The sequence below is a fragment of the Brevibacillus schisleri genome (assembly GCF_055685845.1).
Window position 1 is genome coordinate 2,075,112 of sequence record NZ_JBVNDM010000001.1, and the last position, 24,545, is coordinate 2,099,656.

Genomic DNA, 24,545 nt, shown 5'->3' on the forward strand with positions numbered 1-24,545 from the left:
TAGACCTTAATCAGCAGGAGCAATCCATTCCATCAACCAGCAATCACGCAAGCTTCCTTCGTGCCATTCGTGCAGAGGAAGCTCTTTTACTTTTCGAAAGCCACATTTTTCGTAGCAACGGAGGGCTCGTTCATTCCAGGCTTGCGGGTCAATCGCGACCTTCATAATAGGCCAAAACGCGTTCGTCAGAAAGCCATTTGACTAAGTGAGCGGTACCATTGGGGGTTAATGCTCTAATGGTAAGATCACCAGCATGAATCATGGTTTATCTCCTTTACCTTGACTTGGTAGCTATGTTAGATTACTTCCTATGAGCCCGGTTATCCTTCTTTTGGGCAAGGCTTGTACGGGGAATAAGGAGTGAAGGCAGTGAAGCAAGTAGCGATCAGTACACAAGGTGGGAGCATCCGCATCGCATTTATGGAAAACGGGAAATTGCAGGAATGGCGTACACAGGATGTGGGGTCACACGCAAGTGTTGGTGACATTTATCAAGGACGGATCGCAGATGTAAAGCCTGGCATCCAATCCGCTTTTGTTGATATTGGTACAGGTCAAAATGCTTATTTGTATGTAGATGACACGATCGGTGTGGAGCCGGGTAGAACAGCGAAACCCAATATTGCAGAACGCGTTCACGTTGGGCAAAAGATATTGGTTCAAGTGAGTAAAGAGGCGTTGGAAATGAAGGCGCCCAAAATCACAATGCGGATCAGCTTGCAGGGGCGTTACCTGGTGTACCTTCCGACTGAAGAGAGCATTTCACTTTCGCGTAAAATATCTGATGATAACAAACGAAAACGACTGCAACAGGTGATCTCTTCGACAGTAGGGCAAGGGGAAGGCTGTATTTTGCGCACAGAAGCAGCGGAAGCAGAGGAGCAGACACTCATTCGTGAACTGACCTATTTGCGCAATCGTTGGCAGGACATGCGGCGAACAGCGGAAGGACTGCGCTCGACCGGGCGGATTTTTCAGGATGCCGAGTTGATCGAGGTGGCGCTCCGAGATGGCTTGGCGAACGAAATGGATGAGTTGTTAGTAGAAGGTGCGGCGACTCATCAGCAGGTAAAAGCGGCGTTGGCAGCTTTTGCTCCGGAAGTACAAGAGAAGCTTCGCTGGTATCAGGGCAAACAGCCGCTCTTTGACTTCTTGGGTGTCGAGGCGGAGTTGATTCGTGCTCGTGATCGACAGGTGCCGCTTAAGAGTGGAGGGTCCTTGGTCATTGACAGGACAGAAGCGATGACGGTCATCGATGTAAACACCGGTTCATTCACTGGTGCGGGAGGGCAACAGCGGGAGCAGGCAGTAACCGCGACCAATCTGGAGGCAGTAGCTGAAATTGCCCGGCAGCTTCGCTTGCGGGACATCGGTGGCATCGTGATCATTGATTTCATTGACATGAAAGAGCAGGGCAATAAGGAGCGAGTGATCTCGCGATTGAAACAAGAGCTGGCAAAGGACCCTGTGCCTTCGACTGTTCTCGGGATGACTTCGCTCGGATTAGTCGAGATGACGCGAAAAAGAGTTCGTGCGAGCCTGATGGAGCGGTTGACGGAGCCATGTGAGGCATGCGCGGGGCGAGGGAGAGTTTGGCGAGTAGACGAGCTGTTACGGCGCTTGTACGTCGAAGTCACTGCATTGGCAAAGAGCCAAGATGCGGAGGCGATTCTCGTAGACATGCCTCCACGATTGCTGGACATGATAGAGGAGGGGGAAATAGCAGAAGCAATTACATGGCCTGTCCATGTCTATAAGCGGCTTGTCTCTTCTATGAGCCCCGACGAGTTTCGAATTGGATACGTCGGAAATCGGGCAGAGGCGGAGCGTTTACAATCGAAATAACTTGACTGGGCTATTGTAGCTATGATAACCTAATGGTTGTCATGCAGATATGCCTCGTGCATACTGTAACCGCACGAATCAGGTACATAAGCCGTCGCTTGTCGACGCACCTGTAAAGGCGAGTCTGAGTATAGGAGGTGCACACAGTGTACGCAATTATCGAAACCGGTGGAAAGCAATACAAAGTTGAAGAGGGAGCAGTTCTCTTCATCGAGAAATTGGCTGGCAACGAAGGAGACGTTGTTACTTTTGACAAAGTTCTCTTCGTAAGCAAAGACGGCAAAGTTACTGCAGGAGCTCCTACAGTAGCTGGTGCAACGGTAACTGGTAAAGTAGAAAAACACGGTAAATCTGCAAAGATTATCGTGTACAAATACAAAGCCAAGAAAAACTACCGTCGCAAGCAAGGTCACCGTCAACCATTCACCAAAGTTGTGATCGAGAAGATCAACGCTTAATTGGTGACTTGTTATGATTGAAGTGATCGTGAGCCGTGCGCAGCACGGTATCCATGAAATTAGTATTTCCGGACATGCCAATGCGGGTGCCTATGGGGCAGACATCGTTTGTTCTGCTGTATCAGGCATCAGCTTTGGTATATTAAACGCCATCCAACCTTTGACCGGCATCACCCCTGATGTCGCTGTCGCACAAGAAGGCGGTGGGTTCTTGAAGTGGAGTCTTTCTTCTTCGGGGGATGAGACTGCACGCGAGAAACAACAGCTTTTGGCAGAGAGCATGGTCATTGCTCTTTTGTCAGTTGAGGCGAATTACGGTAAATACGTAAAAGTAAATGATCGTAAATGGCAGGGAGGTGTCTGATATGAACATGCTGTTTAACTTGGACCTTCAGTTTTTCGCATCGAAAAAAGGGGTAGGTTCCACAAAGAACGGTCGCGATTCCATTTCCAAACGTCTGGGCGTGAAACGTGGCGACGGGCAATTCGTTACTGCTGGTAACATTCTCGTTCGTCAACGCGGAACTAAGATCTACCCAGGTGCGAACGTAATGAAAGGCGGAGACGACACTCTGTTTGCAACTGCAGATGGTGTTGTTCGTTTCAAGCGTCTGGGCCGTGATCGCAAACAAGTTGTGATCGAGCCAGTTGCTTCCGAAGCGTAATATTTATTAAGAAAAACCCAGCGTATAGCTGGGTTTTCTTTTTGTCCGGCTCTTTTTTAACGAGCAGGAATTTAAAAAATCCGGAGCGCATAAAAACTTCCAGTAAAACGCGGTCGCTCTTCTATGATTTTGCCTCGAAAGAGGTTTTTTTATGGTACAATAGATGGGAAAGATATTCTTATCGACTTGGGTGAATGTGATGGGGGACGAGCGGAGGCTGTTTACGCATCAGACAGACCAACTGCTGACCGTTCTGAACAGGCAGCGGCATGACTGGTTGAACCATGTTCAGGTTCTGCTCGGCTATTTGCATTTGAACCGTACTGAACAAGGAGAGGCCCATTTGAAGCGCATTGCACAGATGGCGATGCAGGAATCGATGGTTGCCCGATTGAATAGCTCCTTGTTGTCCGTCTTCTTCTTGACATTTAACGCACTGAACAACGAATTGCTTTTAGAAGTAGACGTGTGCAATCATGTGGATCTCACGCGAGTAGTCTTGAACGAGCAAGACTTGTTTCAGTTGGTGTCAGAGATATTATGCACAGTGAACGATCATGTAGACCAGAGCGGGTACGAAGCGGCCAGCATGCAAGTAAGCTTGCAGATGGATGAGCGTGGCGTTCATTTTCGTTTTGACCTGGCCGGTGTACTTCGTGCATCCGGAATGGAAGAATTGGAAAAGCTGATACGTAAAAGCGAACAGAGTACGGTGGAAGTCACCGAGTGGATACATACGGAAGAGGAATGGGTCCTGAAATTGGTGGTTCCATTCGCGGAATGAAAGAGGTGACACCATGTTTGTCGATCAGGTAAAAGTATATGTAAAAGGCGGGGACGGTGGTAACGGAGCCGTCTCCTTTCGCCGGGAGAAGTACGTACCGCTGGGTGGTCCAGCGGGTGGAGATGGTGGTCAAGGTGGAGATGTCGTATTTGTCGTGGATGAAGGTCTGCGTACACTGGTAGATTTCCGTTATCAACGACATTTCAAAGCACCACGCGGAGAGCATGGCCGCAACAAATCTCAGCACGGAGCAGGCGCGGAAGATATGGTCGTGCGCGTGCCACCGGGAACAACTGTCATTGATGATGATACCAAAGAAGTGATTGCCGATCTTGTGGAGCAAGGTCAACGTGCTGTAATCGCAAAAGGTGGACGTGGTGGACGAGGCAATAATCGTTTTGCCAACTCTTCGAATCCAGCCCCACACATCTCGGAGAATGGAGAGCCAGGTCAAGAGCGTTATATTGTCATGGAGCTCAAGCTGATTGCAGATGTGGGCTTGGTTGGTTATCCGAGTGTAGGGAAATCCACGTTGCTGTCCAGTGTAACAGCGGCGAAGCCAAAAATTGCTGCGTACCACTTTACGACGCTGACACCGAATCTGGGTGTTGTGGACTTGGGGGAGCGGAGCTTTGTAATGGCCGACCTGCCAGGATTGATTGAAGGCGCGCATGAAGGTGTGGGTCTTGGTCACCAATTCCTGCGTCACGTAGAGCGTACACGCTTGATCGTCCATGTGATTGACATGGCAGCAGTAGATGGACGCGACCCATACGAGGACTATTTGCAAATCAACCGAGAGCTGACGCTGTATAACCTGAAGCTCGAAGATCGTCCGCAAATTGTAGTCGCGAACAAAATGGAACTGCCAGAAGCAGAGGAAAACCTGCGTATTTTCAAGGAAAAGGCTCCAGATGTCAAGGTGTACGAGATCTCCGCTGCAACTAGTAAAGGCGTACAAGAATTGATGTATGCGATCGGGGATACCTTGGCGGCGATTCCGGACAAGCCTGCTGTCGAAGAAGTTGCGGAAGTGGAAGAGCGCGTAGTGTTCCGAGCAGAAAAAGAACCAGACGCATTCGAGATTACGCGTGATAACGACGTATTTGTCGTCAGCGGGGAGAAGATCGAGAAGCTCGTACGCATGACGAATCTGAACAGCTATGATGCAGCCCAGCGTTTTGCGAGACAAATGCGTAGCATGGGTGTAGATGATGCTCTGCGCAAGCTGGGAGCAAAAGACGGGGATACCGTTCGGATCGGCAAATTAGAGTTTGACTTTGTGGAGTGACAAAAACCATGATTGATATCCCATCACTGAACCCATTTATGGGGGATAAACGACTCCAACGCGGTGCATCGCTACCGCTAATCATCTCCAAGCAGGTGCAGACACCTGTCCAAGTTTTGGTTGAACATGCAAAGGGCAATTATCTCGTAGTTTCCTATGAGATGAAGCCTGAAACGAAAGCAGAGCTGCTCGGAACAACTGTACGCATTCGTTGGGAAACAGATGCGGCAGTGAACACCATTGATTTGGAAGTAGTTTCGGAGCAAACGATTTGGCCGATCAAGCTTTTAGGGATGATTCCGATTAGTGTAGGGGTAGAAATTACCCAAAAGCGCAAGCAGGATCCTATTTCCCCAGATCTCGGTATTTCTGTTCCTTACAAGGTGATGGGAGCTAGACCGATCGAAGAAAAAGGCGAGGCAGTGTTGTTGAAATTCTCTCCTACCCGTCTTGTTTTGGGAACAGACGGTTATGTGTCAAAGGGCGATTTTCTCCATTTGTCTTTCAAGATACCGAAGCAAGCGCAGGAGATCGTCATGATGGCGAAAATCGTGGAAAAAACGTTCCAAGACAACCAAACAATCATTGAATTAATCTTTACGGATATCAATGAAAAGCACCATGATCTCATCAAAGATTACTATAAAAAGCTCTTAACTACCGCTTCTTCCTAAGGAAGCGGTTTTTTTCCTTTGATGTTCCCGTGAAGAAGGTATATAGTAGAGTACATAGAGTTCTCAATCGAGCCTGTTCACTTCATGATTTGTTGTGTGCGCTTTCCTGAATAAATATTTGTGAAATCATTCACTTTTTATTATAAGAATCCGTTGTTTGCTTTACTTTGTGAAAAATGTTACATGCAATTTTTTACCGGATTTTCAGGGAGAATAGCGGCCGTTACTCGTATGAACAGGCATCGAGAATGAAAGGCCTCTATTCCAAAGCAAAGGAGGACGTTTTTTTATGTCTCAAACAACTACGCAACAAGCTCAAGCTGCTGCTGAAGTAGCAAGCACTGCTACTCTGGCACCAGCACAGCAACAAGATGTACTCGATCAGTTGATGAAACCAGAAATTCAAGAGTCACTGAACATATTGGTGGCGAACCTGCCTAAATTGGCAGAACTGACAACTCTTTTGACCAAAACCTATGATTTGGTACAAACGGTAGCAAATGATCATGTATTGATCGACGACATCAAAGGCGGAATGGAAGAGTTCGTAAAACCGATCTCTGATAAAGCAAAAGGTATTGCGCAAGCAGCCATTGAAGCCAATGACCGTGTACATGTAGAAGAGTCTACGATCGGTTTGTTCGGTATTCTCAAAATGCTCAAGGATCCGCAAGTACAAAAAACATTGCGTTTCGCACAAGCATTCCTGGAAGTAACTGCAGAACGTCAACAACAAAAACGATAGTTTTTTTATTATGGAATGGAAGACAAGGACGGAGGATTGGGCATGGCGAAGCATATTCTGATTCTAGGCGGCGGTTATGGCGGTTTGCTCAGCGCATTGACTGCACGTAAATACATGACGGCTGAAGAAGCGTCGATCACGGTAGTAAACCGTTTTCCTACTCACCAAATCATTACGGAACTGCACCGCTTGGCAGTAGGAAACCTGTCTGAACAAAACGTGGCGCTCCCTCTGGAAAGATTGCTGCGTGGCAAAGAGATTAACCTTGTAGTAGACACGGTAGAAAACATTGGTCTCGAGTCCCAACGCGTAACATTGGCGAGCGGCGAGTCCATCAAATACGATGCTTTGGTCATTGCGTTGGGAAGTGAAACCGCATTCTTTGGAATCCCAGGTCTGCAAGAGTACAGCTTTACACTGAAGTCTGTAGAAGAAGCAAATCGTCTGCGTGCACACCTCGAAGAGCGCGTGATTGAATACAAGACGAGCAAAAATAAAGCAGATGCTACCTTCGTTGTAGGCGGTGGCGGTCTGACAGGTATCGAGCTGGTTGGGGAATTCGCTGATATGTTGCCAAATCTGTGCCATAAGCACGGTGTAGACTTTGCAGACGTTTCCATCTACTGCGTAGAAGCAGGTCCATCCATTTTGGCTGGTTTTGCTCCTGACCTGGTTGAGCGTGCGAAAACAAGCTTGGAAAAACGCGGCGTTCAGTTCCTGACAGGCGTACCTGTAACGGAAATGAAAGAAACCACAGTTTGCCTGAAGGATGGCGGTACCATTGAAACCAAAACAATGGTATGGACAGGTGGCGTACAAGGTAATCGCGTAGTAGCTGAGTGCGGCGTGGAAGTAAACCGCGGACGTGCAACTGTTACAGAATTCCTGCAATCCACTTCTCACCCTGATGTATTCCTTGCAGGTGACAGTGCGGTCGTAATGGGGCCAGAAGGTCGTCCATTCCCTCCAACTGCGCAACTGGCATGGCAAATGGGCGAAGTAGTAGGTTACAACCTTTTCGCACACTTCAACGGCACCAAAATGGATACCTTCAAGCCGGTATTCTCCGGAACATTGGGTAGCCTGGGCCGTAAAGACGCGATCGGTACAATTGGTGCAAGCCAACTGAAGCTGAAAGGTCTGCCTGCAACCTTGATGAAAGAAGCGAGTAACGTTCGCTACTTGACTCATATCAACGGTCTGTCGTCTTTGGCATACTAATCGAATCAGGAAAACCCGGGATCATGATGTCCCGGGTTTTTTGTGCTTGTTTATCCGTTTCCGCTCGGATCTTCAATCACGTTTGGGGATTGTGCCATCTTTTTGCCCCGCATGTCATTGCCAAACTGTTCGAGACTGCTTGGCTTACCCGCTGGGTGATTGTTACGGCGCTCCGATTTATCTGACTTTCCACGTCCGGCCATTTGCCTTTCACCTCCTCCATACGATACGCATTATTGTGTGCGAAGAAGCTGTCCCTCATGTAATCAAAGTGAACCAAATAGGGTCGGATGAAAAAAAGTGACGGATAAGGATTGTCACATTCCATTCTTTCCGTTATAATGTCCTCTATGAAGGAACAACTGTTTTTTTCAGGAGGACACAACGCATGAAAAAGGAAGAAAAATTCTACTTGATTCGATCTGACATCTTGCCAGAATCGATTGCCAAAACGATTGAAGCCAAGAAGATGCTGGAATCCGGCGAAGTGGATACCGTGAATGAAGCGGTTGAACGGGTGGGATTGAGTCGTAGTGCTTTTTATAAGTACAAAGATGGCATTTTTCCGTTCAATGCGATGATGAGCGAAAAAATTATGACGTTTACTTTCTCTTTGGATCACATGTCAGGTTACTTGTCCAAAGTGCTCACATATGTAGCAGATCAAGGTGGAAACGTATTGACCATCAATCAGACGATTCCACTTCAAGGGATTGCTACCATATCCATGTCAGTCGATATGGCTAATCTTCGCGTATCTAGCACGGAGTTTTTGGATGGCTTGCAGTTGATCCCGGGCGTTCGCAAAGCGATGATCGTCGGTAGGGGCTAAGAAAAAACAATCAAAGAAAAGGCAGGGGAGAGAGATATGGAGAAGCAGAGCATTAAATTGGGATTAATGGGGTTTGGAACAGTCGGGACTGGTGTCGTACGCATTATTCAAGCGCATCAGGAGGATTTGCAAAAGCAAACCGGTCTCAGCATTGAGATTTCCCGTATTCTTGTTCAGGATGCGGAAAAATCCCGCAATATTTCATCCATGGAGGGCACGTTGACCACTGACCCTGCTAGTCTTTTGGATGACCCAGAAATTGAAGTCATTGTGGAAGTAATTGGTGGCATTCACCCTGCAAAGGAATACATCTTGGGTGCACTCGAACGAGGCAAGCACGTAGTAACAGCCAACAAAGATCTGATGGCGTTGCACGGAGCCGAAATTTTAGAGAAAGCGCAAGAAAAAGGCTGTGACGTTTTCTACGAGGCAAGTGTGGCAGGTGGGATACCGATATTACGTGCATTGGTAGAAGGGTTCTCCTCAGACCGTATCGCGAAAATGATGGGGATCGTCAACGGGACGACCAATTACATCATGACCAAAATGAGTCAAGAGGGCGCAGAATACAGCGAGGTATTGAAAGAAGCGCAAGCACTGGGCTATGCGGAACAGGACCCAACCTCCGATGTGGAGGGCTTTGATGCCGCCCGCAAAATGGCGATTCTGGCAACACTGGGCTTCCGTGTACCGATGAAGCTCGAAGATGTGGACGTAAAAGGGATCAGTTCTGTGAGCAAGGAAGATATCGCCTATGGCAAGCAGCTGGGCTATGAAATCAAGCTGCTCGGGCTGGCTCGTCGTGACGAAGAGGCGATTGAGGTAAGTGTGCAGCCGACTCTGGTTCCGAAATCTCATCCACTCGCTTCCGTTAATGGTGTCTTTAATGCCGTGTACGTACATGGGGAAGCGGTAGGAGAAACCATGTTTTACGGGCCGGGTGCAGGTGAATTACCGACTGCCACCGCCGTTGTGTCTGACCTGGTCACTGTCGTAAAAAACAGAAAGCTAGGAGTGAATGGACGTGGAATGGTTGCTCCTTACAAAGAAAAAGTACTGAAAGAAGACAGTGAAAAATTCTCGAAATATTTCCTGCGTATCGTCGTTGCAGATAAACGCGGTGTTCTTGCTCAAATTACGCAGCTGTTGGCTGACAAAAATATTTCCCTTGAGCAGGTGATCCAGCAACCGTTCAACAACGGACGTGAAGCAGAGATTATCATGATTACACACATGTCCTCAAAAAGTGACATGGATGCGGTACTGGCATACATGGAACAGATGGATATCGTATCAACTGTGCAGAGCTGCTACCGTGTAGAAGGGGGAGACAAATAATGGCTTTTAATAGACAGTCTGGCATCCTAGAACGTTACCGGGAATTTCTCCCGATTACGGAAAAAACTCCGCTGGTCAGCTTGCATGAAGGAAACACTCCGCTGATCCATGCCCCGAACCTATCGAAACAATTGGGGGTGGAGCTGTACGTCAAGTACGAGGGGCTCAATCCGACCGGCTCTTTCAAAGATAGAGGCATGGTCATGGCTGTAGCCAAAGCGGTTGAAGAGGGAAGCAACACAATCATGTGCGCTTCGACGGGGAATACATCAGCAGCAGCAGCGGCGTATGCTGCACGTTCAGGATTGCGTTGCATCGTCCTGATCCCGAGCGGTAATATCGCACTGGGCAAGTTGGCACAGGCCATCGCCTATGGTGCAGAAGTCATCGCGATTGACGGTAATTTTGATGAAGCACTGGATATTGTTCGGGAAATCACAGCGAAAGAGCCAATTACACTGGTGAATTCCGTGAACCCTTACCGGATTGAAGGACAAAAGACTGCGGCATTTGAAGTGTGCGATGCGTTGACAGACGCTCCTGACATTTTGGCTATTCCAGTTGGTAACGCAGGTAACATTACGGCATACTGGAAGGGCTTCGAGGAATATTTCGCAGCCCAAAAATCGACTCGCTTGCCTAAGATGTACGGATTCCAGGCAGCCGGAGCAGCTCCGTTGGTTCACGGCGAACCCGTACCCAACCCTGAAACGATTGCGACAGCGATTCGAATTGGCAACCCAGCGAGCAAGGATGGCGCTTTGAATGCCATTTCGAAATCAAACGGTCTTGTCGATAGTGTAACAGACGAAGAAATTTTACATGCTTATCATTTGCTGGCGAAGAGTGAAGGTGTGTTTTGTGAGCCTGCTTCGGCAGCATCGCTGGCGGGTATTATCAAGCTGCATGAGGCTGGAAGGCTCCAACCTGGTAGCCAGATCGTGTGCGTACTAACTGGAAACGGACTAAAAGATCCAAATATCGCTTTGAAGCTGGTAGGTGAAGAGCCGCGTTCTGTTCCGGCGACACATGAAGCTGTAATGGAGCTGGTTCGTCAAAGTGGGAGAGAATTTGTATCATGAATGGAAGACGTGTAAAAGTAACCATACCGGCAACGACAGCGAATCTGGGACCGGGATTCGATGCGCTGGGAATGGCTTTCCAGTTGTATTCTGTCGTAGAAATGGAAATCAGTGATCATACGACAGTGGAGATGATGGGCAAGGAGCTACAAGGAACACCGACGGATAAAAACAATCTTCTGTACAAGGTTGCAGCGGGATTGTTTCAAGAAGCAGGTTTCGCCATTCCTGAGCTCGCGATCCGTGCCTACAGTGAGGCTCCTCTGACGAGAGGATTGGGAAGTAGTGCCGCTGCGATTGTAGGTGCACTCGTAGCGGCTAATCATCTCGCTGGCGAACCATTTACGCGTGAGCAGTTGTTTGAAAAGGCAACGCGCTTGGAAGGGCATCCAGATAATGCAGGTGCTTCGATGTTTGGTGGTGTCATTGTTGCAACGATGCCTGAAGTACCAGGAGACCCTGTGCCTTATGTGCGGTTTTCTGCCCCGGCTGGATTGCAGACCCTCGTTGTGATCCCGGAATTCATGCTCTCAACAGAAAAAGCGCGGAACGTCTTGCCACAGGTGTACAGCAGGGAGGATGTTGTATATAATGTGGGTCATAGTAGTTTGCTAGTTGCTGCACTAGCACAAGGCAGACTCGACCTGATGGGACGGGCAATGTCGGATCGGCTGCATCAGCCGTATCGCGCAAAGCTTGTACCTGGCTTGAACGAAATCCTGGACAAAGCGACTGAACACGGGGCACTGGGAGCTGCTTTAAGCGGCGCTGGACCGACGATCCTCTGTTTCTTCTCCTCAGATGAAGAATTAGAGAAGCTGCGTGCATTTGTGGACAGAGTGATGAAAGGGCACGACATCTCGTACCGCGTGATGATCTTGCAACCGGACGAAAATGGCGTACAGGTAGAAATCCATCAGAGATAGACCATAGTGGATAGGAGTAGCCATGGAGAAGAAACTTGCTTTTCTAGGACCGCGTGGAACGTTTACCGAAGAAGCAGCACGGATATTGTCGCTCGGACAAAATCTATCTTTCGTTCCGTACCCAGGTATTATTGAAGTACTAGACGCTGTTTCCAAAGAGGAAGTGGCATACGGTGTCGTACCGATGGAAAACTCCATTGAAGGAACGGTCAATTCTACACTGGATTGGCTCATTCACGAAGTAGAGCTGCCTATTTTGGCAGAGCTCGCTTTGCCGATTACGCAAAATTTGCTTGTGGCAAAACGGGAGCACCCACTTCCTTTGTCCGCGATTACGAGAGTGCTGTCACATCCTCAAGCGATTGCACAAAGCCACAACTTTTTGCGTGAGAATTTGCCGGAAGCAGCGATTGAAACAGTAAACAGTACGGCATTGGCTGCAAAAATGGTGAGTGAGCATCCAGAAGAGCCATGGGCTGCTGTTGGTACTCGATTAAATGTAGAAATCTACCCATTGGAGTTTGCGCGTGAACAAATTCAAGATTATTCGAATAACTATACGCGCTTTGTTCTCGTCGGTCGGGAAAGTCTTGATCTACCGGTTTCCCGCAAGGAAAAGACGACGATACTGGTCACGCTGCCAGAAGATTTCCCGGGAGCATTGTATCAAGTACTTGCTGCTTTTGCTTGGAGAAAGGTCAACTTGTCTCGCATTGAATCACGTCCGACGAAGAAAGCACTCGGAAGCTATTATTTTGTCATCGACATTGAGCAGAAGATGGACGATGTCTTGCTGCCAGGAGCGTTTGCGGAGATTGAAGCCATTGGTTGTCAAGTTCGTCAGCTCGGGACGTATCCATTTTATATGCATCAGACCAATTCCTAGAGGATTGGTTTTTTCTTTTTCTACTCCCTCCCAACAAAGGAATGACGCCAAGGAGCAAAACGCCCATGACTGCATACGATGTTAGGGAGTTTGGTGCAAGGGAGGAGAAAAACATTGAGAATACACATCGTCCAAAAAGGCGATACGATGTGGAAGATCGCCAAAAGATACGGCGTCGATTACAAAGAACTGTTACGCCTTAATAGTCAATTAAAAACTCCCGATACAATTTATCCTGGAGCGAGAATCAAGATTCCGGCGAAACAAGTTCCTGTCCGACCACCACAAAGAACGACGCCTCCGCATCCAATGAGTGAGGCGGCCCCTTATGTGAAAGAAAGACCGATTACCGAAGAGGAAGAGATGGAGGTTCCGCAACAAATTGAAAGGCGGCCCATTGAGCCGGAAGAATCAGGAGAGGTGGAAATCGAATCCAGAGAGGAGATCAGACCTACTCTACCACCGGCTCCCATTCCTACGAGGCCACCCAAGGAGATGCCTAGACCTCCCAAAGAAATGCCAACACCACCAGTCCCTTCTGTTTCACCAGAAATAGTCAGGCCAACGGAATCACCAACATTACCACCTCCACCACCAACACAGCCGATTCCAAAACCAACGGAGCCGATCGAAAAACCAATCGAGAAGCCAAGTGAAAAACCGATTGAAAAACCGATTGAGAAGCCAACACCGTATAAACCACCGAACATTTCAGGTAATCCAAATGTGCTGCCTCCGGTTCCGCCTGTTCCTATACGTCCACTCATACCGACTCCACCTCCAACCGGAGTGAGTCCGTATATTTATCCACCAGCGATTCCACCGAATCAAAATGTGCCCTACATTCCATATAGACCACCAACTCAGGTCTTGCCCTTACAGCCTATACGACCGCCAGCAAATGTATGCCCACCTTGCACGCAGCCACAGGTAAGCCCCTTGCAACCGATGCAGCCAAACTACCCACCGCCACGGGTGAGTCCCTTGCAACCGATGCAGCCAAACTATCCACCGCCACGGGTAAGCCCATTGCAACCGATGCAGCCAAACTATCCACCGCCACGGGTAAGCCCATTGCAACCGATGCAGCCAAACTATCCACCGCCACGGGTAAGCCCATTGCAACCGATGCAGCCAAACTACCCACCGCGGGTAAGCCCATTGCAACCGATGCAGCCAAACTACCCACCACGAGTAAGTCCGTTGCGGCCGCAGAAGCCGACTTCAAAGGTGAGCCCACAGCAGCAGCTCAAGCCACCTTCAAAAGTGAGCCCGCAACAGAAGCAGAAACCAACAACGAGGGTAAGTCCGGAGCAAGAGCGCAGGCCGATGCCACAGGTGCGCCCATTCCCGCCATTCCGACCGCCGTTCATGCCACCATTCCCACCACCATGCCCGCCATTTCCTCCCTGCCCACCGTTCGTGAACCCGTGGAATGGCCCATTTTATCCAAGTCGCCGACCGATTGTGAGTCCCGAACAAATTCGACCCATTCATCCATTTCCAATGGTCCCACCACCGATCAGACCGATGCCGTTTCCTTATCCATGCCCACCACCATTTCCACCCATGCCATTAAAGCGGCCACGAGCGAAGAGGCCTGTGTGCCCGGAACCAGTGGAGTCATCATCATGTGAGTGTTCTTCTGAAGTCATGGAGTACAGAGGCCGAAAAGGCAAGTACAATCGTTCTCCACAGGGGATTCACAATAACATGATGTTCCCGCCTTCCCCGTGTATGGCTTCCATGCCTGAACAAGGGGTTTGGCCGAACTGGGGAGATGGGCATGAAGAATCCTCTTCTTACTGAGAGGGTATGGGATGAACAAAGGAATCTTATCTACCATTGAAAAGGCTTTTCGCTGTCAAATCTACGGGGTAAAGCCGAAGCGAAACGTCAACCTGTTAAAAACAGACCGGGGCCATTGGATACTCAAAGGATATAAGCAGGTCGAAAAAGCTGTGTGGGTGACAGAGTTAGCAGATGCCCTATACCAAAAGGGCTTTCATCATACGGTTCAGTATGTGGCGAGTCAGGAAGGGACAAAAATTTTTACATTTGAAGACCGCCATTACACCATCATGAAAATGATTGATGGGCATGAAGCAGATAACGGTTCTCTTTTCGATGTGAAAAAAACAGCAGAGACATTGGCGCGTTTTCATGTCGCAGCTCAGGGTTTTCCTAATGCTCATTCCTATGCGTATGAAGGAAAACCGGCCCTTTTAGATAAATGGGAGAGCCGCTTGGAATACTTTGAGCGATTGATGTGGTCGCTTGAACAGAAGGGACCACAGACAAAACTGGAGCAACTCATTTCCCAACAGGCAGATCATGTCCTTCGGGATGGCAAGGAGCTGCTGCAATCTGCCTACAAGCTGCCTTTGACGCCAGAAATGTTTTTAGCCATGGAGAGGGGGACACTTGCTCACAGAGACGTGGCGAGTCATAACTTTTTGCTTACGGAGCGAGGCAATTGCTACTTGATCGACCTTGATACCGTAGGTCATGATCTTCAGCTTGTTGACCTCGTACAATTGATGTCGCGGATGCTATTGATGCAAGAGTACCGAATGGATTCCTTTGTAGAAGCGATGGAAGCCTATAGTAACGTCAACTATTTATCTGATACGCAGATTTGGGCTGTTCATCAATTGCTTCGCTATCCCGATAATTTCTTGCGGGAGGTAACAGGCTTGTATAGTCAGCGCCCAGGCTACCACATGAAGGGCGTCATGCAGCTGATCCAAATGGAAGGAAAAGTGATGGCAAATCGCCAACGCTTTTTAAACGACGGAGAACGAATCTTCCAGCGTTCTCCGTGGGGGCATTACCATTTTGTTGGATAGTTGGATAAAATAAAACATCCCTCTTTCAAGAGGGATGTTTGTGTTGTTGAGAAGCTTACTTGGAAGCAGGCTTGGACAGATCAATAGAGAATTTCGCAAACCCAGATTCCAATACGTTGATGAACTTGATATGGGACATTTTTTCAGCGAATGGTTTCGCGTCTGGCGAAGAAGTGAAGGTAACGTTCAGCTTCGCATCTACTGGAGTAAAAGACCAGTTATTGTCTGCTGCTGGATCGATATTTTTTTGGTTCAGGATGTAGTCGATTACGATTTGACGGTTTTCATCTGGAGAATCGATTACGATGTTTTTGCCATCCAGACCTGGGAACGCACCGCCGCCGCTTGCACGGTAGTTGTTGGTTACGACGATGAACTTGTCTTCAGGTTTTACTGGTTTGCCGTTATAAGACAGGTTTTTGATGCGGTTTGCATCTTTGTTTGCTACTTTTCCATCTACAGCGTATTTGGATGGCTGCGTAACATCGATTTGATAAGTAACACCGTCGATTACATCATAGTTGTACGTTGGGAAAGACTCGTTGATGAGTGGTTGCTCATCTGTTTTCTTCGCATCGATTTGGTTGAACTGTCCAGCGGAGCGCTCCAACCATTCTTTCACTGTAGCACCATCGACCAGAACCGCTTTCAATGTGTTCGGGTAGATGTACAGGTCAGATACGTTTTTGATGGCGATTGTACCAGCTGGGATATTGGAGTAGTAGCTCACTCCGTTACGGCCGCCCGCTTTAAATGGTGCACCAGCAGATAGAACTGGAATGCCGTCGTATTCTGTACCCTTCACGTTTTTCTCAACGAACCATTTTTGTGCATTGGTTACGATTTGGATAGATGGGTCATCTTGCACGAGTGCAAAGTAGCTGAAGATCGGAGAAGATGTTTTCCCTACAGCGGAGCGAACCCAGTCAACTGTTTTATCGTGATCTTCTTTTACTGCGTCTACGATAGCTTTGTCTGCATCAGCCAAGGATGCTTTGTTTGCTTTGTCATAAATCGGAACAACTTTTGTAGCGGACTCAGCTACCTTCCATTTTCCGTTTTCTTGTTTCAGCGTCAGGTCGATCACGCCGAGGTGGTTACCCCAGAAGCCAGGCATAACGGCTGGTTTACCGTTGAGCGTTCCTTTTTCTGCATCAATGCCTGGAATTTTATCGAAACCAGGACCAGGGAATACGGAGTGGGAGTGTCCGAACAAGATCGCGTCGATACCATCTACTTTGCTCAGCTGGTAGCTAGCGTTCTCCAATTGAGGACCACCCTCGATAGGGCCAATTCCGGAGTGAGGAACTGCGATGATGATGTCCGCACCTTTTTTCTTCATTTCAGGTACGAATTTGTTGGCAGTTTCCACGATGTCCTTCGCGATTACTTTTCCTTCCAGGTTAGCCTTGTCCCACTGCATAATTTGTGGAGGAACAAAACCGATTACGCCTACTTTGAGTTTTACATCTTTGCCGTTCTCATCTTTAAAAGTACGCTCCAGGATTTCGTAAGGAGTGAACATGTTTTTGTCATTGTTAGGGTTTTTGTCCTTGTCGTCTACATAGACGTTGGCATTAATATAAGGGAATTTCGCACCTTTCAAGCTGGTGCCCAAGAAGTCCAAACCAAAGTTGAACTCGTGGTTACCGATATTGGCAACATCATAGTCCATTAGGTTCATTGCTTTGTAAGCAGGGTGAGTATCTCCAGCTTTCAACGGGTCAATTTTTGCCACGTAGTCGCCCAACGGGTTTCCTTGCAACAAGTCACCGTTGTCGATCAGGATGCTGTTTTTCGCTTCTTCTCTTGCTTTTTTGACCAATGTGGCTGTTTTTGCGAGGCCAAACTCGTCTGTGTTTTTGTCTTGATAGTAGTCATAGTTCACGATGTTGGTGTGGATATCTGTCGTTTCCAATAGGCGGAGCTTGAGGACAGAACCTGTTTGCGCACTTACCGGAGTAAGAGGAAAAGAGAGTGCGCCAACAACCAAAGAAGTGCTGAGGAGAAAAGCAGTCAGCATTTTTTTGTTCGTTTTTTTCATGTTTGAAATGACCTCCATAAGTTTACAATAATGCCAAGCAAAAATAGTTTATCATTAGATTTGAAGGCTGGATAGATAGCTAGATGAAATAGTATATTAATTTTTTGTATTGACAAAAATAAAAAAATAGAACGTCAATCCCACTTTAGTCGCGTATGCCCCTGTTTCTTTGTGGCAATGATAGGAAGAAAAGCCTATAAAAGAAGGGGTTCTATTTGACTGAGAAGAAAAAGTGGATGGTTTACGCGACGTGGGGTGTAGCTTTCGTTACAGGCGTCGTAGCCGGTATCCTATTTGTGGGTAAAGACGGAAACGATTCAGGTCTTACGCGCTTACTGAACCATACTGGCAAAGCAGATGTAGTCGCAGGTAATTCGTACGAACTGGTTTTAACTCGCCATTATTTGTGTGGGGTGCGAGATGAAGAACATGTATCGGTTCGTCCGAATCAACTGGCAGACGCCATGGGCAACTATAATGGATGGGAAATTGTACAAGCCGAGCCCGTCAAGATGCTCTTAATGAAACGCGAGCAGGATATAGCGCCAGCGTGCAAGGAGAATGGACATATCGGAATAGCTGCGGACGGCATGCTAGCCCTGTTTCATGGTCTGCCTGCTGAACAAGATGTCGTGCAAACCTTTTATCGAATCGATACGGCAAAAATGGAAGCGAGTCTGCCAAAAGAGGAATGGGAGAATCTGAAACGGGGGATTCGCATTCGGAATTTGGCAGAGTATAACAGTGTATTGTCTACCTATGGCGAATACCAATGGAGCGGACAATGAATACGGGTAAACCGAAAAGAAATCCCTTTCGAGCCTTTCGTGTAACAAGCACGTATGGACTGGAAAGGGATTTTTGTTTCCATGGCTACGGATTTAGTTCAACCGCAATGATTCGCCAGCGTTCCCCCGGGACTTCACGGCGCAAAAGAAACTTCCATGTTCGTCGAAAACTCCCGCCTTCCTCTGCGATGTACGCGAGCCGAACAGGAACCTCTATCAAGAGGGGACCACGTTCATCAGAAGGGATAACGATTTCTGACGTTCGCACAGATTCGATCGCGGACAGTTCTTCTGGAAGTGTGAAACCGTCTGTTGTCATTCGCATCGAATGGGTGTCGTGCTCATGCAGAGCGGTGAGGAAATAGCCGACCAATTCTTCAGGTGACGCCCCTTTTAGAGTAGTGGCAAGTGCTCCGGAGGCTTTGAGAATCATCATGCTGTGACTGGGATCGGGCTCTGAGCGTCGATGGGTGGAGCTGCCAAAAAAGTGGATGCAAAAATGCCCCGGGAATTCATTTCCTTTAATCGCACCAGCACCATGAGGCATTCCGTGCATAGAGGCTGCAAAATAAGTGCCGTCTACCTCTACCAGAATGGCTCTGCGCTTCCACGACCATTTTCCCTGATAAATGTTCTTCATGATCTGTGTATCCTTGCGCGTCAACGGTTGAACATCGGCATGGCGACTACCTGCTCTGCGCTGGACATCAAAACGTTGTCCTGTCTCTAAATCAATTACCGTACCGAACTCCATCCGTTTTAACGTTTTTTTCACCTGTTCCCAGGGAATGGCTTGTGCAAAATGGACTGCCTCTACGGACTTGACCATTTCTTCGATCTGCTGGCGAACATCGTTTGCCAACACATAACGACGTGGCATTTCTTTTTCATAAAGCTGACCATCGTGATCATATACATACATTCGTTTTTTTACGGTCAATGTAGCGCGTACCCAATGCGGGTTATAGGAGGCGACTTCGATAGTAGAGCCCAATATCCGCTTCGAAAATTGCTTTCGATCAGGGAAGGACATGGTCGTTTGGAAGGAGGAATCGGGTGACACCGAAACGGTGACCTTGATGTCATTCTTGACCTTGGCAAGCGCAGAGTACGGCATGGACAGTGCGATTGCGAAAAAATAGATACAAAAAATAAGGACTTTGCTGCGCAACAACCAACACCTCCACAGCTTATCGTTTCAATAAGATGTCTGGCTTATGTGGCGTAAATCTTGGTATCATAACGCCATTGCGCTTACGCCATACTGATTTCATACGGTGATCGAAGGAGGAGTCTTTAGACCATGTCTACCATGCCTAGAGGTAGCTACAAAGACCAGTTCCATCAGCGTTTGTACGTTCAGTTGAACCAGGGACACAACAAGCTCAATTACCAACAGATCAACAAGATCAAAGAGCACATGCAAAGTGGCGTAGACGACTATGCTCACATGCAGCATGATGTGTCGGATTCATTCGGAATGAACAAACACTAACAGACGCCGTATAACCCGCTCCTTTTATAAGGAACGGGTTTTTTTATGGTTGTTAAAAAAATCGACTTTTTGAACTTGGATATGAAATGGAAATACACGTTCGCTTTTTGGGTGCTTTGTGTTACAGTAGAGAGTAGAATCTTTGCTCACGGAGAGTGGACTATGCGCATTTTAGGAATTGACCCTGGCATTGCGATTGTTGGCTTCGGGGTTGTGGATAAAGAGGGCAGCCAATTGCGTCCCGTCCAATATGGAAGCATTCAAACAGAAGCTGGATTGCCAGTACCGCTTAGATTGAAACAGATTTTTGAGGCAATGCAGAGCCTTCTGGAAACCTATCGTCCTGATGAAATGTCCGTCGAAAAGCTTTTCTTTAATAAAAACGTGACGACGGCCTTTACCGTTGGTCAAGCGCGAGGGGTTATTATCCTTGCAGCAGAGCTGGCTGGTGTGCCGGTCTATGAATATACCCCGATGCAGGTCAAGCAAGCTGTGACTGGATACGGGGGAGCAGAGAAGAAGCAAATACAGGAAATGACGAAGCTCCTATTGCGGTTAAAGGAAGTACCAAAGCCTGACGACGTGGCGGACGCATTGGGCATTGCGATTACGCACGCACAGTTTCGAGCGTTCATTTCCATTTCGGAAGGGGTCAAGAAATGATTGATTTTGTAGAAGGTACACTTAGTTATCTCGATTCGGAATACATAGTTATCGAAACGGGTGGAATTGGTTATCGACTGTTTTGCCCAAACCCGTACCAATTCGTTCGGTATGAAGGCAACAAAACCAAATTGTTTACCCACCACCACGTGCGGGAAGATGCCATCCTGCTGTACGGCTTCGCCACCCGTGACGAACGCGATTTGTTCCGCAAGCTGCTCGATGTTAGCGGAATTGGTCCAAAGGGCGGACTGGCTATTCTGGCCGCTGCAACGCCTGAGCAGCTAGTGATGGCGGTTCAACAGGAGAATGTTACCTATTTGACGAAATTTCCGGGGATTGGGAAAAAGACAGCCCAGCGCATTATCCTCGATTTGAAGGATAAATTGGTAGGGTACACACCATCTGCGATTTTGACTGTTGCAGCGGGTGATTTGACAGCAGGCGAGCAAGCTGTGTCTGCACTGAACGAAGCACTCGATGCATTGACTGCACTGGGTTACTCTGATGGTGAACTGCAAAAAATCAGAAACACGCTGTCTGAGAAATCAAAAGAGGGCGATGGTGTAGAAAAGCTCATCAAACAAGGGCTTGCGTTGCTCATGAGGGGGTAGGATTTTGGATTCTCGGATCATCACGACGCATATGAATTGGGAAGAAGATGCGGCGGAGCTGAGCCTCCGTCCTCGCTATTTAAACGAATACATCGGTCAGCAGCATGTGAAGGAAAACCTGAAAATCTTTATTGAAGCGGCCAAAATGCGGAAAGAGTCGTTGGACCACGTACTGCTGTACGGTCCTCCTGGTCTGGGGAAGACGACTCTGTCGCAAATTATTGCAAATGAGCTTGGTGTGAATATCCGCACGACTTCTGGTCCAGCAATTGAGCGTCCCGGTGATTTGGCAGCGATTTTGACGAATTTGCAAGAAGGCGATGTCCTGTTTATTGACGAGATTCACAGACTCAACCGAAGCGTCGAGGAAGTTCTGTATCCGGCGATGGAGGATTTTGCACTGGACATCATTATCGGTAAAGGGCCAAGCGCTCGCAGCGTTCGTTTGGATTTGCCGCCATTTACACTGGTCGGGGCTACGACGCGGGCTGGAATGCTCTCCGCGCCGCTTCGAGATCGCTTTGGGGTTGTCAATCGCTTAGAGTTCTATACTGTCCCGGAACTGACCTTTATCGTTTCGCGTGCAGCCGACATCCTGCAGGTCGTCATTCGAGAAGGCGGAGCAGAGGAGATTGCCAGACGTTCACGGGGAACACCCCGGGTGGCAAACCGTTTGCTAAAGCGGGTTCGCGATTTTGCCCAAGTAAAAGGCGAAGGCGTCATTACGACAGAGATTGCCAAAGAAGCACTGGAAAGATTGCAAGTAGATGCCTGCGGTCTCGATCATATCGACCACAAGCTGTTACTAGCGATTATTGATCGTTTTGATGGTGGACCGGTTGGACTGGATACGATCGCAGCAACAATCGGAGAAGAGTCACAGACGGTGGAAGATGTTTGCGAGCCGTACCTCATGCAGATTGGCTTTATGCAGCGGACGCCACGGGGGCGTGTACTCACCCCAAGTGCGTACCAACACTTTGGTCGGGAGATGAAATCGTGAATCCTGTAGCCAAGCTACTTATTATTGGTGGTGCTGCTTTAATCGTAATCGGTCTGTTGTGGCAGGTAGGAGGCAGATTTTTGCCGCTGGGGCGTTTGCCGGGAGATATCGTGGTAGAAAAGGAAAACGTCAAATTCTACTTTCCGATTGTGACTTGTATTGTGATTAGCATCGTCCTGTCTCTTGGCATGTATCTATTTCGGTTGTTTAAATAAGCAAGTGTGTAGGCCATCGGAGCTCATCGTTCCGGTGGTTTTTTTTGTGTGAGGGCGTTTGGTCCCATTTTACGAAAAAGGCAGGAGATCAGCCGACGATTGTCGAAAAAACATGGGATGACATGCCAATTTTTGTTGAAAATCAGGTGAAGAAAGGACAATGGACGACATGAGAAAGAAATGGATGGGGAAAGTCCTTTCGGTGGGCCTGCTATCAGTAGTTCTCGTAGGAGGACATGAACCAGCGCAGGCAGCCGGCGACAATATTAGGGTTGCGCTATTTGTGGATACAGGACAAGGCTATCGGGGAGTAGTTCCTTCCGTTACGCTAACTGCTGCAAATGGAATGGAGGTCGTGCTCAATGGACCCGAAGGCAAGACAGATTTACCCGAATTAAAGGGAGATGCAGCTCGTTACCGAGTTGATGAATATCATCTGATCGTTGCCGAAACAGGTGACTGGGATCGCGCACAGCAGATTGCACAGCAATTGAGCCAACGAAAATACGAGGGTTCGATCCAGGTGGCAAAACGTAACGGTCAGACCGTCTATCAGGTTGTAAGCGGAACGTACGACACGTATCAGGCTGCTGCCAATCAGGCAAAAACAGTTGCCCAAGCAATCGGGCAGAATCCGCTGGTAAAAGGCCCGCATCGACTCGAAGCGGGTAAATTCAAAAGCTTAAAGGAAGCACAAGAATGGCAGGCGTCCTTTGAAGCAGCGGGTATTCCTGCTTATCCCGTGATGGTATCAGAGGAGGATAAAGTAAAGTATGCGGTTTGGATCGGTGATGAGGTTAGTCCTGATGCCGTGAAAGAATTGAAACGAAGAGCAAACGCTGCATTTCCTTCTTTCTCCTATCAGGATCCAGACAGCCATTCTTATGTTATATTGAAGCAGGATGTATACGGATCACCGGATGAAGTGATTTGGAAGTATGTATTCTCCCCTCAAGTTAAGCTGACCGTAGAAGCGAATAAAGCAGACGATGAAGCGGTGATTGGCGTTGTAGAACGAGAGCAGCGCACATATCGCGGTGAGATGGAGCTGTCGGAATACAATGGTCACTTGACGCTAGTAAATGAGCTTCCGATGGAGGAGTATCTGTATGGCGTCGTTGGCTCTGAAATGGCTCCAGGCTGGCCAATGGAAGCATTGAAAACGCAGGCAGTCCTGTCGAGAACTCGTGCTGTGTGGCAAGGCAATAAGTATGGTGTTGCCAATGTGTCCGATACGGTTTTCGAACAGGCGTATTATGGCTATACAAAAGAGTCTGATGATGTGCGTGAGGCCGTTGACGAGACGGAAGGCGAAGTCATTTACTACCAAGGCAAACCAGCCGAGTCTCTCTTCTATTCCAACGCAGGCGGTATGACAGCGGATGGCACAGAAGTATGGGGCAATCCCGTTCCTTATTTGCGATCTGTCGAGAGTAAAGACACCTATCCAATGGATAATGCAAGCGTATGGTATCGTGTGGCTTTAGCGGATGGTACGAGCGGCTATGTACGAAATGATCTAGTAACCGAAACAGGCCAGAGCAATTCAGCCGGACAAAGAATGGCGGTCATTTCGACCGAGAATACCAATTTGCGCTCGGGTCCAAGTACAACGACGAATCGTGTGTTGTCCGTACTTCCTACTGGTGCAGAGGTAACGATCCTCTCAGAAGTAAAAGAAGAAAATGCGTATTCGTGGACGCGTGGTCCGTTTACCGCTACAGAGATCGCAGCCATGATCAATGCAGCGCATGACAAGAACAAAGCTCCACGCATATCAGGAAACGTAACGAGCCTGAAAGTGACAGAGCGCGGTCCATCTGGACGTGTGATCGCGATGGAAGCAAACGGGAAGCCAATCGTCGTTTCTTCACCGGATGCTTTCCGTTCTGTTTTTCAACAAGGTGGCTCCCCTCTTCGCAGCACGAAGTTTGAAGTAGAAAAGATCAATGGTTCGCAATTCATCTTCCGTGGTACTGGCTTTGGGCACGGACTTGGTGTTTCGCAATACGGAGCACGTGCAATGGCAGAGGAAGGGTATGACTACAAAGATATCTTGCAACACTACTACCAGGATGTGACAATCGAAAAGTAAGTCGTTTGCCACAAGATCTACCGCAAAAAGGA

27 protein-coding genes, 2 pseudogenes and 1 other annotated feature are annotated in these 24,545 nt (G+C 48.2%); of the genes and pseudogenes, 24 read left to right on the forward strand and 5 right to left on the reverse strand.

Going from position 1 to position 24,545, the window contains the following annotated elements; all coding sequences use genetic code 11:
- Positions 1-6: 6 nt before the first annotated feature.
- A pseudogene (locus ACUUHJ_RS10280) lies at positions 7-262 on the reverse strand (GNAT family N-acetyltransferase).
- Positions 263-369: 107 nt separating this feature from the next.
- Between ACUUHJ_RS10280 and ACUUHJ_RS10285 the strand changes: the two are divergent.
- The 9 genes from ACUUHJ_RS10285 to ACUUHJ_RS10325 all read left to right on the forward strand — a co-directional run bounded on the left by ACUUHJ_RS10285 (position 370) and on the right by ACUUHJ_RS10325 (position 7,683).
- On the forward strand, positions 370-1,845 hold the full coding sequence (locus ACUUHJ_RS10285) for an Rne/Rng family ribonuclease (RefSeq protein WP_472298849.1): 1,476 nt from the start codon (positions 370-372) through the stop codon (positions 1,843-1,845).
- A 57-nt stretch (positions 1,846-1,902) separates the two neighbouring features.
- Positions 1,903-1,981: a sequence feature (ribosomal protein L21 leader region), on the forward strand.
- A 10-nt stretch (positions 1,982-1,991) separates the two neighbouring features.
- A complete protein-coding gene (gene rplU / locus ACUUHJ_RS10290; RefSeq protein WP_016739197.1) occupies positions 1,992-2,303 on the forward strand; it encodes a 50S ribosomal protein L21 in 312 nt (103 codons plus the stop codon).
- Positions 2,304-2,316: 13 nt separating this feature from the next.
- Positions 2,317-2,667, forward strand: a complete 351-nt coding sequence (locus tag ACUUHJ_RS10295) for a ribosomal-processing cysteine protease Prp (RefSeq protein WP_289677179.1) — start codon at positions 2,317-2,319, stop codon at positions 2,665-2,667.
- A 7-nt stretch (positions 2,668-2,674) separates the two neighbouring features.
- Entirely contained in the window at positions 2,675-2,968 is a 294-nt protein-coding gene (gene rpmA / locus ACUUHJ_RS10300) for a 50S ribosomal protein L27 (RefSeq protein WP_005832382.1), read from the forward strand.
- Between the two features lie 199 nt (positions 2,969-3,167).
- Entirely contained in the window at positions 3,168-3,752 is a 585-nt protein-coding gene (locus tag ACUUHJ_RS10305; RefSeq protein WP_012685565.1) for a sporulation initiation phosphotransferase B, read from the forward strand.
- A gap of 13 nt (positions 3,753-3,765) precedes the next feature.
- Positions 3,766-5,043, forward strand: a complete 1,278-nt coding sequence (obgE, locus tag ACUUHJ_RS10310; protein ID WP_289677180.1) for a GTPase ObgE — start codon at positions 3,766-3,768, stop codon at positions 5,041-5,043.
- An 8-nt stretch (positions 5,044-5,051) separates the two neighbouring features.
- Positions 5,052-5,717, forward strand: coding sequence for a PilZ domain-containing protein (locus tag ACUUHJ_RS10315; RefSeq protein ID WP_472298850.1), 666 nt, complete (start codon positions 5,052-5,054; stop codon positions 5,715-5,717).
- 289 nt (positions 5,718-6,006) lie between these two features.
- Positions 6,007-6,462 carry a helical membrane plugin domain-containing protein gene (locus ACUUHJ_RS10320; RefSeq protein ID WP_012685568.1) on the forward strand — a complete coding sequence of 152 codons (456 nt, stop codon included), beginning with the start codon at positions 6,007-6,009 and terminating at the stop codon, positions 6,460-6,462.
- Positions 6,463-6,504: 42 nt separating this feature from the next.
- Positions 6,505-7,683: an NAD(P)/FAD-dependent oxidoreductase gene (locus ACUUHJ_RS10325; RefSeq protein WP_016739201.1), complete on the forward strand. Its 1,179-nt coding sequence runs from the start codon at positions 6,505-6,507 to the stop codon at positions 7,681-7,683.
- Positions 7,684-7,733: 50 nt separating this feature from the next.
- On the opposite strand, the gene ACUUHJ_RS10330 is transcribed toward ACUUHJ_RS10325, so the two are convergent.
- Positions 7,734-7,886: a hypothetical protein gene (locus tag ACUUHJ_RS10330; protein ID WP_007728640.1), complete on the reverse strand. Its 153-nt coding sequence runs from the start codon at positions 7,884-7,886 to the stop codon at positions 7,734-7,736.
- A 185-nt stretch (positions 7,887-8,071) separates the two neighbouring features.
- On the opposite strand from ACUUHJ_RS10330, the gene ACUUHJ_RS10335 reads away from it, so the two are divergent.
- The 6 genes and pseudogenes from ACUUHJ_RS10335 to ACUUHJ_RS10360 form a co-directional block, all read left to right on the forward strand.
- The gene (locus tag ACUUHJ_RS10335; RefSeq protein ID WP_012685570.1) at positions 8,072-8,515 is read left to right on the forward strand and encodes an ACT domain-containing protein; all 444 of its coding nucleotides are present in this window, start codon (positions 8,072-8,074) and stop codon (positions 8,513-8,515) included.
- A 36-nt stretch (positions 8,516-8,551) separates the two neighbouring features.
- On the forward strand, positions 8,552-9,853 hold the full coding sequence (locus ACUUHJ_RS10340) for a homoserine dehydrogenase (protein WP_289677181.1): 1,302 nt from the start codon (positions 8,552-8,554) through the stop codon (positions 9,851-9,853).
- Positions 9,853-10,935, forward strand: a complete 1,083-nt coding sequence (gene thrC / locus ACUUHJ_RS10345) for a threonine synthase (protein WP_289677183.1) — start codon at positions 9,853-9,855, stop codon at positions 10,933-10,935. Before ACUUHJ_RS10340 ends, thrC begins: the two co-directional genes overlap by 1 nt.
- The gene (thrB, locus tag ACUUHJ_RS10350) at positions 10,932-11,861 is read left to right on the forward strand and encodes a homoserine kinase (RefSeq protein ID WP_289677186.1); all 930 of its coding nucleotides are present in this window, start codon (positions 10,932-10,934) and stop codon (positions 11,859-11,861) included. The genes thrC and thrB overlap by 4 nt, the downstream gene beginning before the upstream one ends.
- A gap of 22 nt (positions 11,862-11,883) precedes the next feature.
- On the forward strand, positions 11,884-12,747 hold the full coding sequence (gene pheA, locus ACUUHJ_RS10355) for a prephenate dehydratase (RefSeq protein ID WP_472298851.1): 864 nt from the start codon (positions 11,884-11,886) through the stop codon (positions 12,745-12,747).
- A 147-nt stretch (positions 12,748-12,894) separates the two neighbouring features.
- Positions 12,895-12,948, forward strand: a pseudogene (locus tag ACUUHJ_RS10360) (LysM peptidoglycan-binding domain-containing protein); the annotation flags it as partial.
- A gap of 125 nt (positions 12,949-13,073) precedes the next feature.
- On the opposite strand, the gene ACUUHJ_RS10365 reads toward ACUUHJ_RS10360, so the two are convergent.
- The gene (locus ACUUHJ_RS10365) at positions 13,074-13,514 is read right to left on the reverse strand and encodes a hypothetical protein (RefSeq protein WP_472298852.1); all 441 of its coding nucleotides are present in this window, start codon (positions 13,512-13,514) and stop codon (positions 13,074-13,076) included.
- Positions 13,515-13,661: 147 nt separating this feature from the next.
- Between ACUUHJ_RS10365 and ACUUHJ_RS10370 the strand changes: the two genes are divergently transcribed.
- A complete protein-coding gene (locus ACUUHJ_RS10370) occupies positions 13,662-14,384 on the forward strand; it encodes a hypothetical protein (protein ID WP_472298853.1) in 723 nt (240 codons plus the stop codon).
- Between the two features lie 183 nt (positions 14,385-14,567).
- Positions 14,568-15,596, forward strand: coding sequence for a phosphotransferase (locus ACUUHJ_RS10375; RefSeq protein WP_289677190.1), 1,029 nt, complete (start codon positions 14,568-14,570; stop codon positions 15,594-15,596).
- Positions 15,597-15,651: 55 nt separating this feature from the next.
- Here the strand turns inward: ACUUHJ_RS10375 and ACUUHJ_RS10380 are convergent, their stop codons facing one another.
- On the reverse strand, positions 15,652-17,640 hold the full coding sequence (locus ACUUHJ_RS10380; RefSeq protein ID WP_289677191.1) for a bifunctional 2',3'-cyclic-nucleotide 2'-phosphodiesterase/3'-nucleotidase: 1,989 nt from the start codon (positions 17,638-17,640) through the stop codon (positions 15,652-15,654).
- A gap of 215 nt (positions 17,641-17,855) precedes the next feature.
- Between ACUUHJ_RS10380 and ACUUHJ_RS10385 the strand changes: the two genes are divergently transcribed.
- Entirely contained in the window at positions 17,856-18,428 is a 573-nt protein-coding gene (locus tag ACUUHJ_RS10385; protein WP_289677192.1) for a BofC C-terminal domain-containing protein, read from the forward strand.
- Positions 18,429-18,513: 85 nt separating this feature from the next.
- On the opposite strand, the gene ACUUHJ_RS10390 is transcribed toward ACUUHJ_RS10385, so the two are convergent.
- Positions 18,514-19,599, reverse strand: coding sequence for a hypothetical protein (locus ACUUHJ_RS10390; RefSeq protein WP_472298854.1), 1,086 nt, complete (start codon positions 19,597-19,599; stop codon positions 18,514-18,516).
- Between the two features lie 132 nt (positions 19,600-19,731).
- Between ACUUHJ_RS10390 and ACUUHJ_RS10395 the strand changes: the two genes are divergently transcribed.
- The 6 genes from ACUUHJ_RS10395 (at position 19,732) to ACUUHJ_RS10420 (ending at position 24,513) form a co-directional block, all read left to right on the forward strand.
- Positions 19,732-19,923 carry a hypothetical protein gene (locus ACUUHJ_RS10395; protein WP_007724527.1) on the forward strand — a complete coding sequence of 64 codons (192 nt, stop codon included), beginning with the start codon at positions 19,732-19,734 and terminating at the stop codon, positions 19,921-19,923.
- Between the two features lie 162 nt (positions 19,924-20,085).
- Positions 20,086-20,586, forward strand: a complete 501-nt coding sequence (ruvC, locus tag ACUUHJ_RS10400; RefSeq protein ID WP_012685580.1) for a crossover junction endodeoxyribonuclease RuvC — start codon at positions 20,086-20,088, stop codon at positions 20,584-20,586.
- Positions 20,583-21,200 (forward strand): Holliday junction branch migration protein RuvA, encoded by a 618-nt coding sequence (ruvA, locus tag ACUUHJ_RS10405; RefSeq protein ID WP_012685581.1) that lies wholly within the window; start codon positions 20,583-20,585, stop codon positions 21,198-21,200. The genes ruvC and ruvA overlap by 4 nt, the downstream gene beginning before the upstream one ends.
- Before the next feature lie 4 nt (positions 21,201-21,204).
- Positions 21,205-22,203 (forward strand): Holliday junction branch migration DNA helicase RuvB, encoded by a 999-nt coding sequence (gene ruvB / locus ACUUHJ_RS10410; RefSeq protein ID WP_012685582.1) that lies wholly within the window; start codon positions 21,205-21,207, stop codon positions 22,201-22,203.
- A complete protein-coding gene (locus ACUUHJ_RS10415) occupies positions 22,200-22,418 on the forward strand; it encodes a DUF2905 domain-containing protein (RefSeq protein WP_012685583.1) in 219 nt (72 codons plus the stop codon). Before ruvB ends, ACUUHJ_RS10415 begins: the two co-directional genes overlap by 4 nt.
- Positions 22,419-22,578: 160 nt before the next feature.
- Positions 22,579-24,513: a SpoIID/LytB domain-containing protein gene (locus ACUUHJ_RS10420; protein ID WP_472298855.1), complete on the forward strand. Its 1,935-nt coding sequence runs from the start codon at positions 22,579-22,581 to the stop codon at positions 24,511-24,513.
- Positions 24,514-24,545 lie beyond the last annotated feature (32 nt).

Excerpts from the sequence above, each read along its gene's own strand:
- ACUUHJ_RS10320 (WP_012685568.1), top strand. The coding sequence starts at position 6,007 with ATGTCTCAAACAACTACGCAACAAGCTCAAGCTGCTGCTGAAGTAGCA.
- ruvC (WP_012685580.1), top strand. The coding sequence starts at position 20,086 with ATGCGCATTTTAGGAATTGACCCTGGCATTGCGATTGTTGGCTTCGGG.
- thrC (WP_289677183.1), top strand. The coding sequence starts at position 9,853 with ATGGCTTTTAATAGACAGTCTGGCATCCTAGAACGTTACCGGGAATTT.
- pheA (WP_472298851.1), top strand. The coding sequence starts at position 11,884 with ATGGAGAAGAAACTTGCTTTTCTAGGACCGCGTGGAACGTTTACCGAA.
- ACUUHJ_RS10380 (WP_289677191.1), bottom strand. The coding sequence starts at position 17,640 with ATGAAAAAAACGAACAAAAAAATGCTGACTGCTTTTCTCCTCAGCACT.
- ACUUHJ_RS10305 (WP_012685565.1), top strand. The coding sequence starts at position 3,168 with ATGGGGGACGAGCGGAGGCTGTTTACGCATCAGACAGACCAACTGCTG.
- ACUUHJ_RS10340 (WP_289677181.1), top strand. The coding sequence starts at position 8,552 with ATGGAGAAGCAGAGCATTAAATTGGGATTAATGGGGTTTGGAACAGTC.
- ACUUHJ_RS10365 (WP_472298852.1), bottom strand. The coding sequence starts at position 13,514 with ATGAGTGGACGTATAGGAACAGGCGGAACCGGAGGCAGCACATTTGGA.
- ACUUHJ_RS10420 (WP_472298855.1), top strand. The coding sequence starts at position 22,579 with ATGGACGACATGAGAAAGAAATGGATGGGGAAAGTCCTTTCGGTGGGC.
- thrB (WP_289677186.1), top strand. The coding sequence starts at position 10,932 with ATGAATGGAAGACGTGTAAAAGTAACCATACCGGCAACGACAGCGAAT.
- ACUUHJ_RS10335 (WP_012685570.1), top strand. The coding sequence starts at position 8,072 with ATGAAAAAGGAAGAAAAATTCTACTTGATTCGATCTGACATCTTGCCA.
- rpmA (WP_005832382.1), top strand. The coding sequence starts at position 2,675 with ATGCTGTTTAACTTGGACCTTCAGTTTTTCGCATCGAAAAAAGGGGTA.
- ACUUHJ_RS10295 (WP_289677179.1), top strand. The coding sequence starts at position 2,317 with ATGATTGAAGTGATCGTGAGCCGTGCGCAGCACGGTATCCATGAAATT.
- ACUUHJ_RS10395 (WP_007724527.1), top strand. The coding sequence starts at position 19,732 with ATGTCTACCATGCCTAGAGGTAGCTACAAAGACCAGTTCCATCAGCGT.
- ACUUHJ_RS10375 (WP_289677190.1), top strand. The coding sequence starts at position 14,568 with ATGAACAAAGGAATCTTATCTACCATTGAAAAGGCTTTTCGCTGTCAA.
- obgE (WP_289677180.1), top strand. The coding sequence starts at position 3,766 with ATGTTTGTCGATCAGGTAAAAGTATATGTAAAAGGCGGGGACGGTGGT.
- ACUUHJ_RS10315 (WP_472298850.1), top strand. The coding sequence starts at position 5,052 with ATGATTGATATCCCATCACTGAACCCATTTATGGGGGATAAACGACTC.
- ruvA (WP_012685581.1), top strand. The coding sequence starts at position 20,583 with ATGATTGATTTTGTAGAAGGTACACTTAGTTATCTCGATTCGGAATAC.
- ACUUHJ_RS10325 (WP_016739201.1), top strand. The coding sequence starts at position 6,505 with ATGGCGAAGCATATTCTGATTCTAGGCGGCGGTTATGGCGGTTTGCTC.
- ACUUHJ_RS10330 (WP_007728640.1), bottom strand. The coding sequence starts at position 7,886 with ATGGCCGGACGTGGAAAGTCAGATAAATCGGAGCGCCGTAACAATCAC.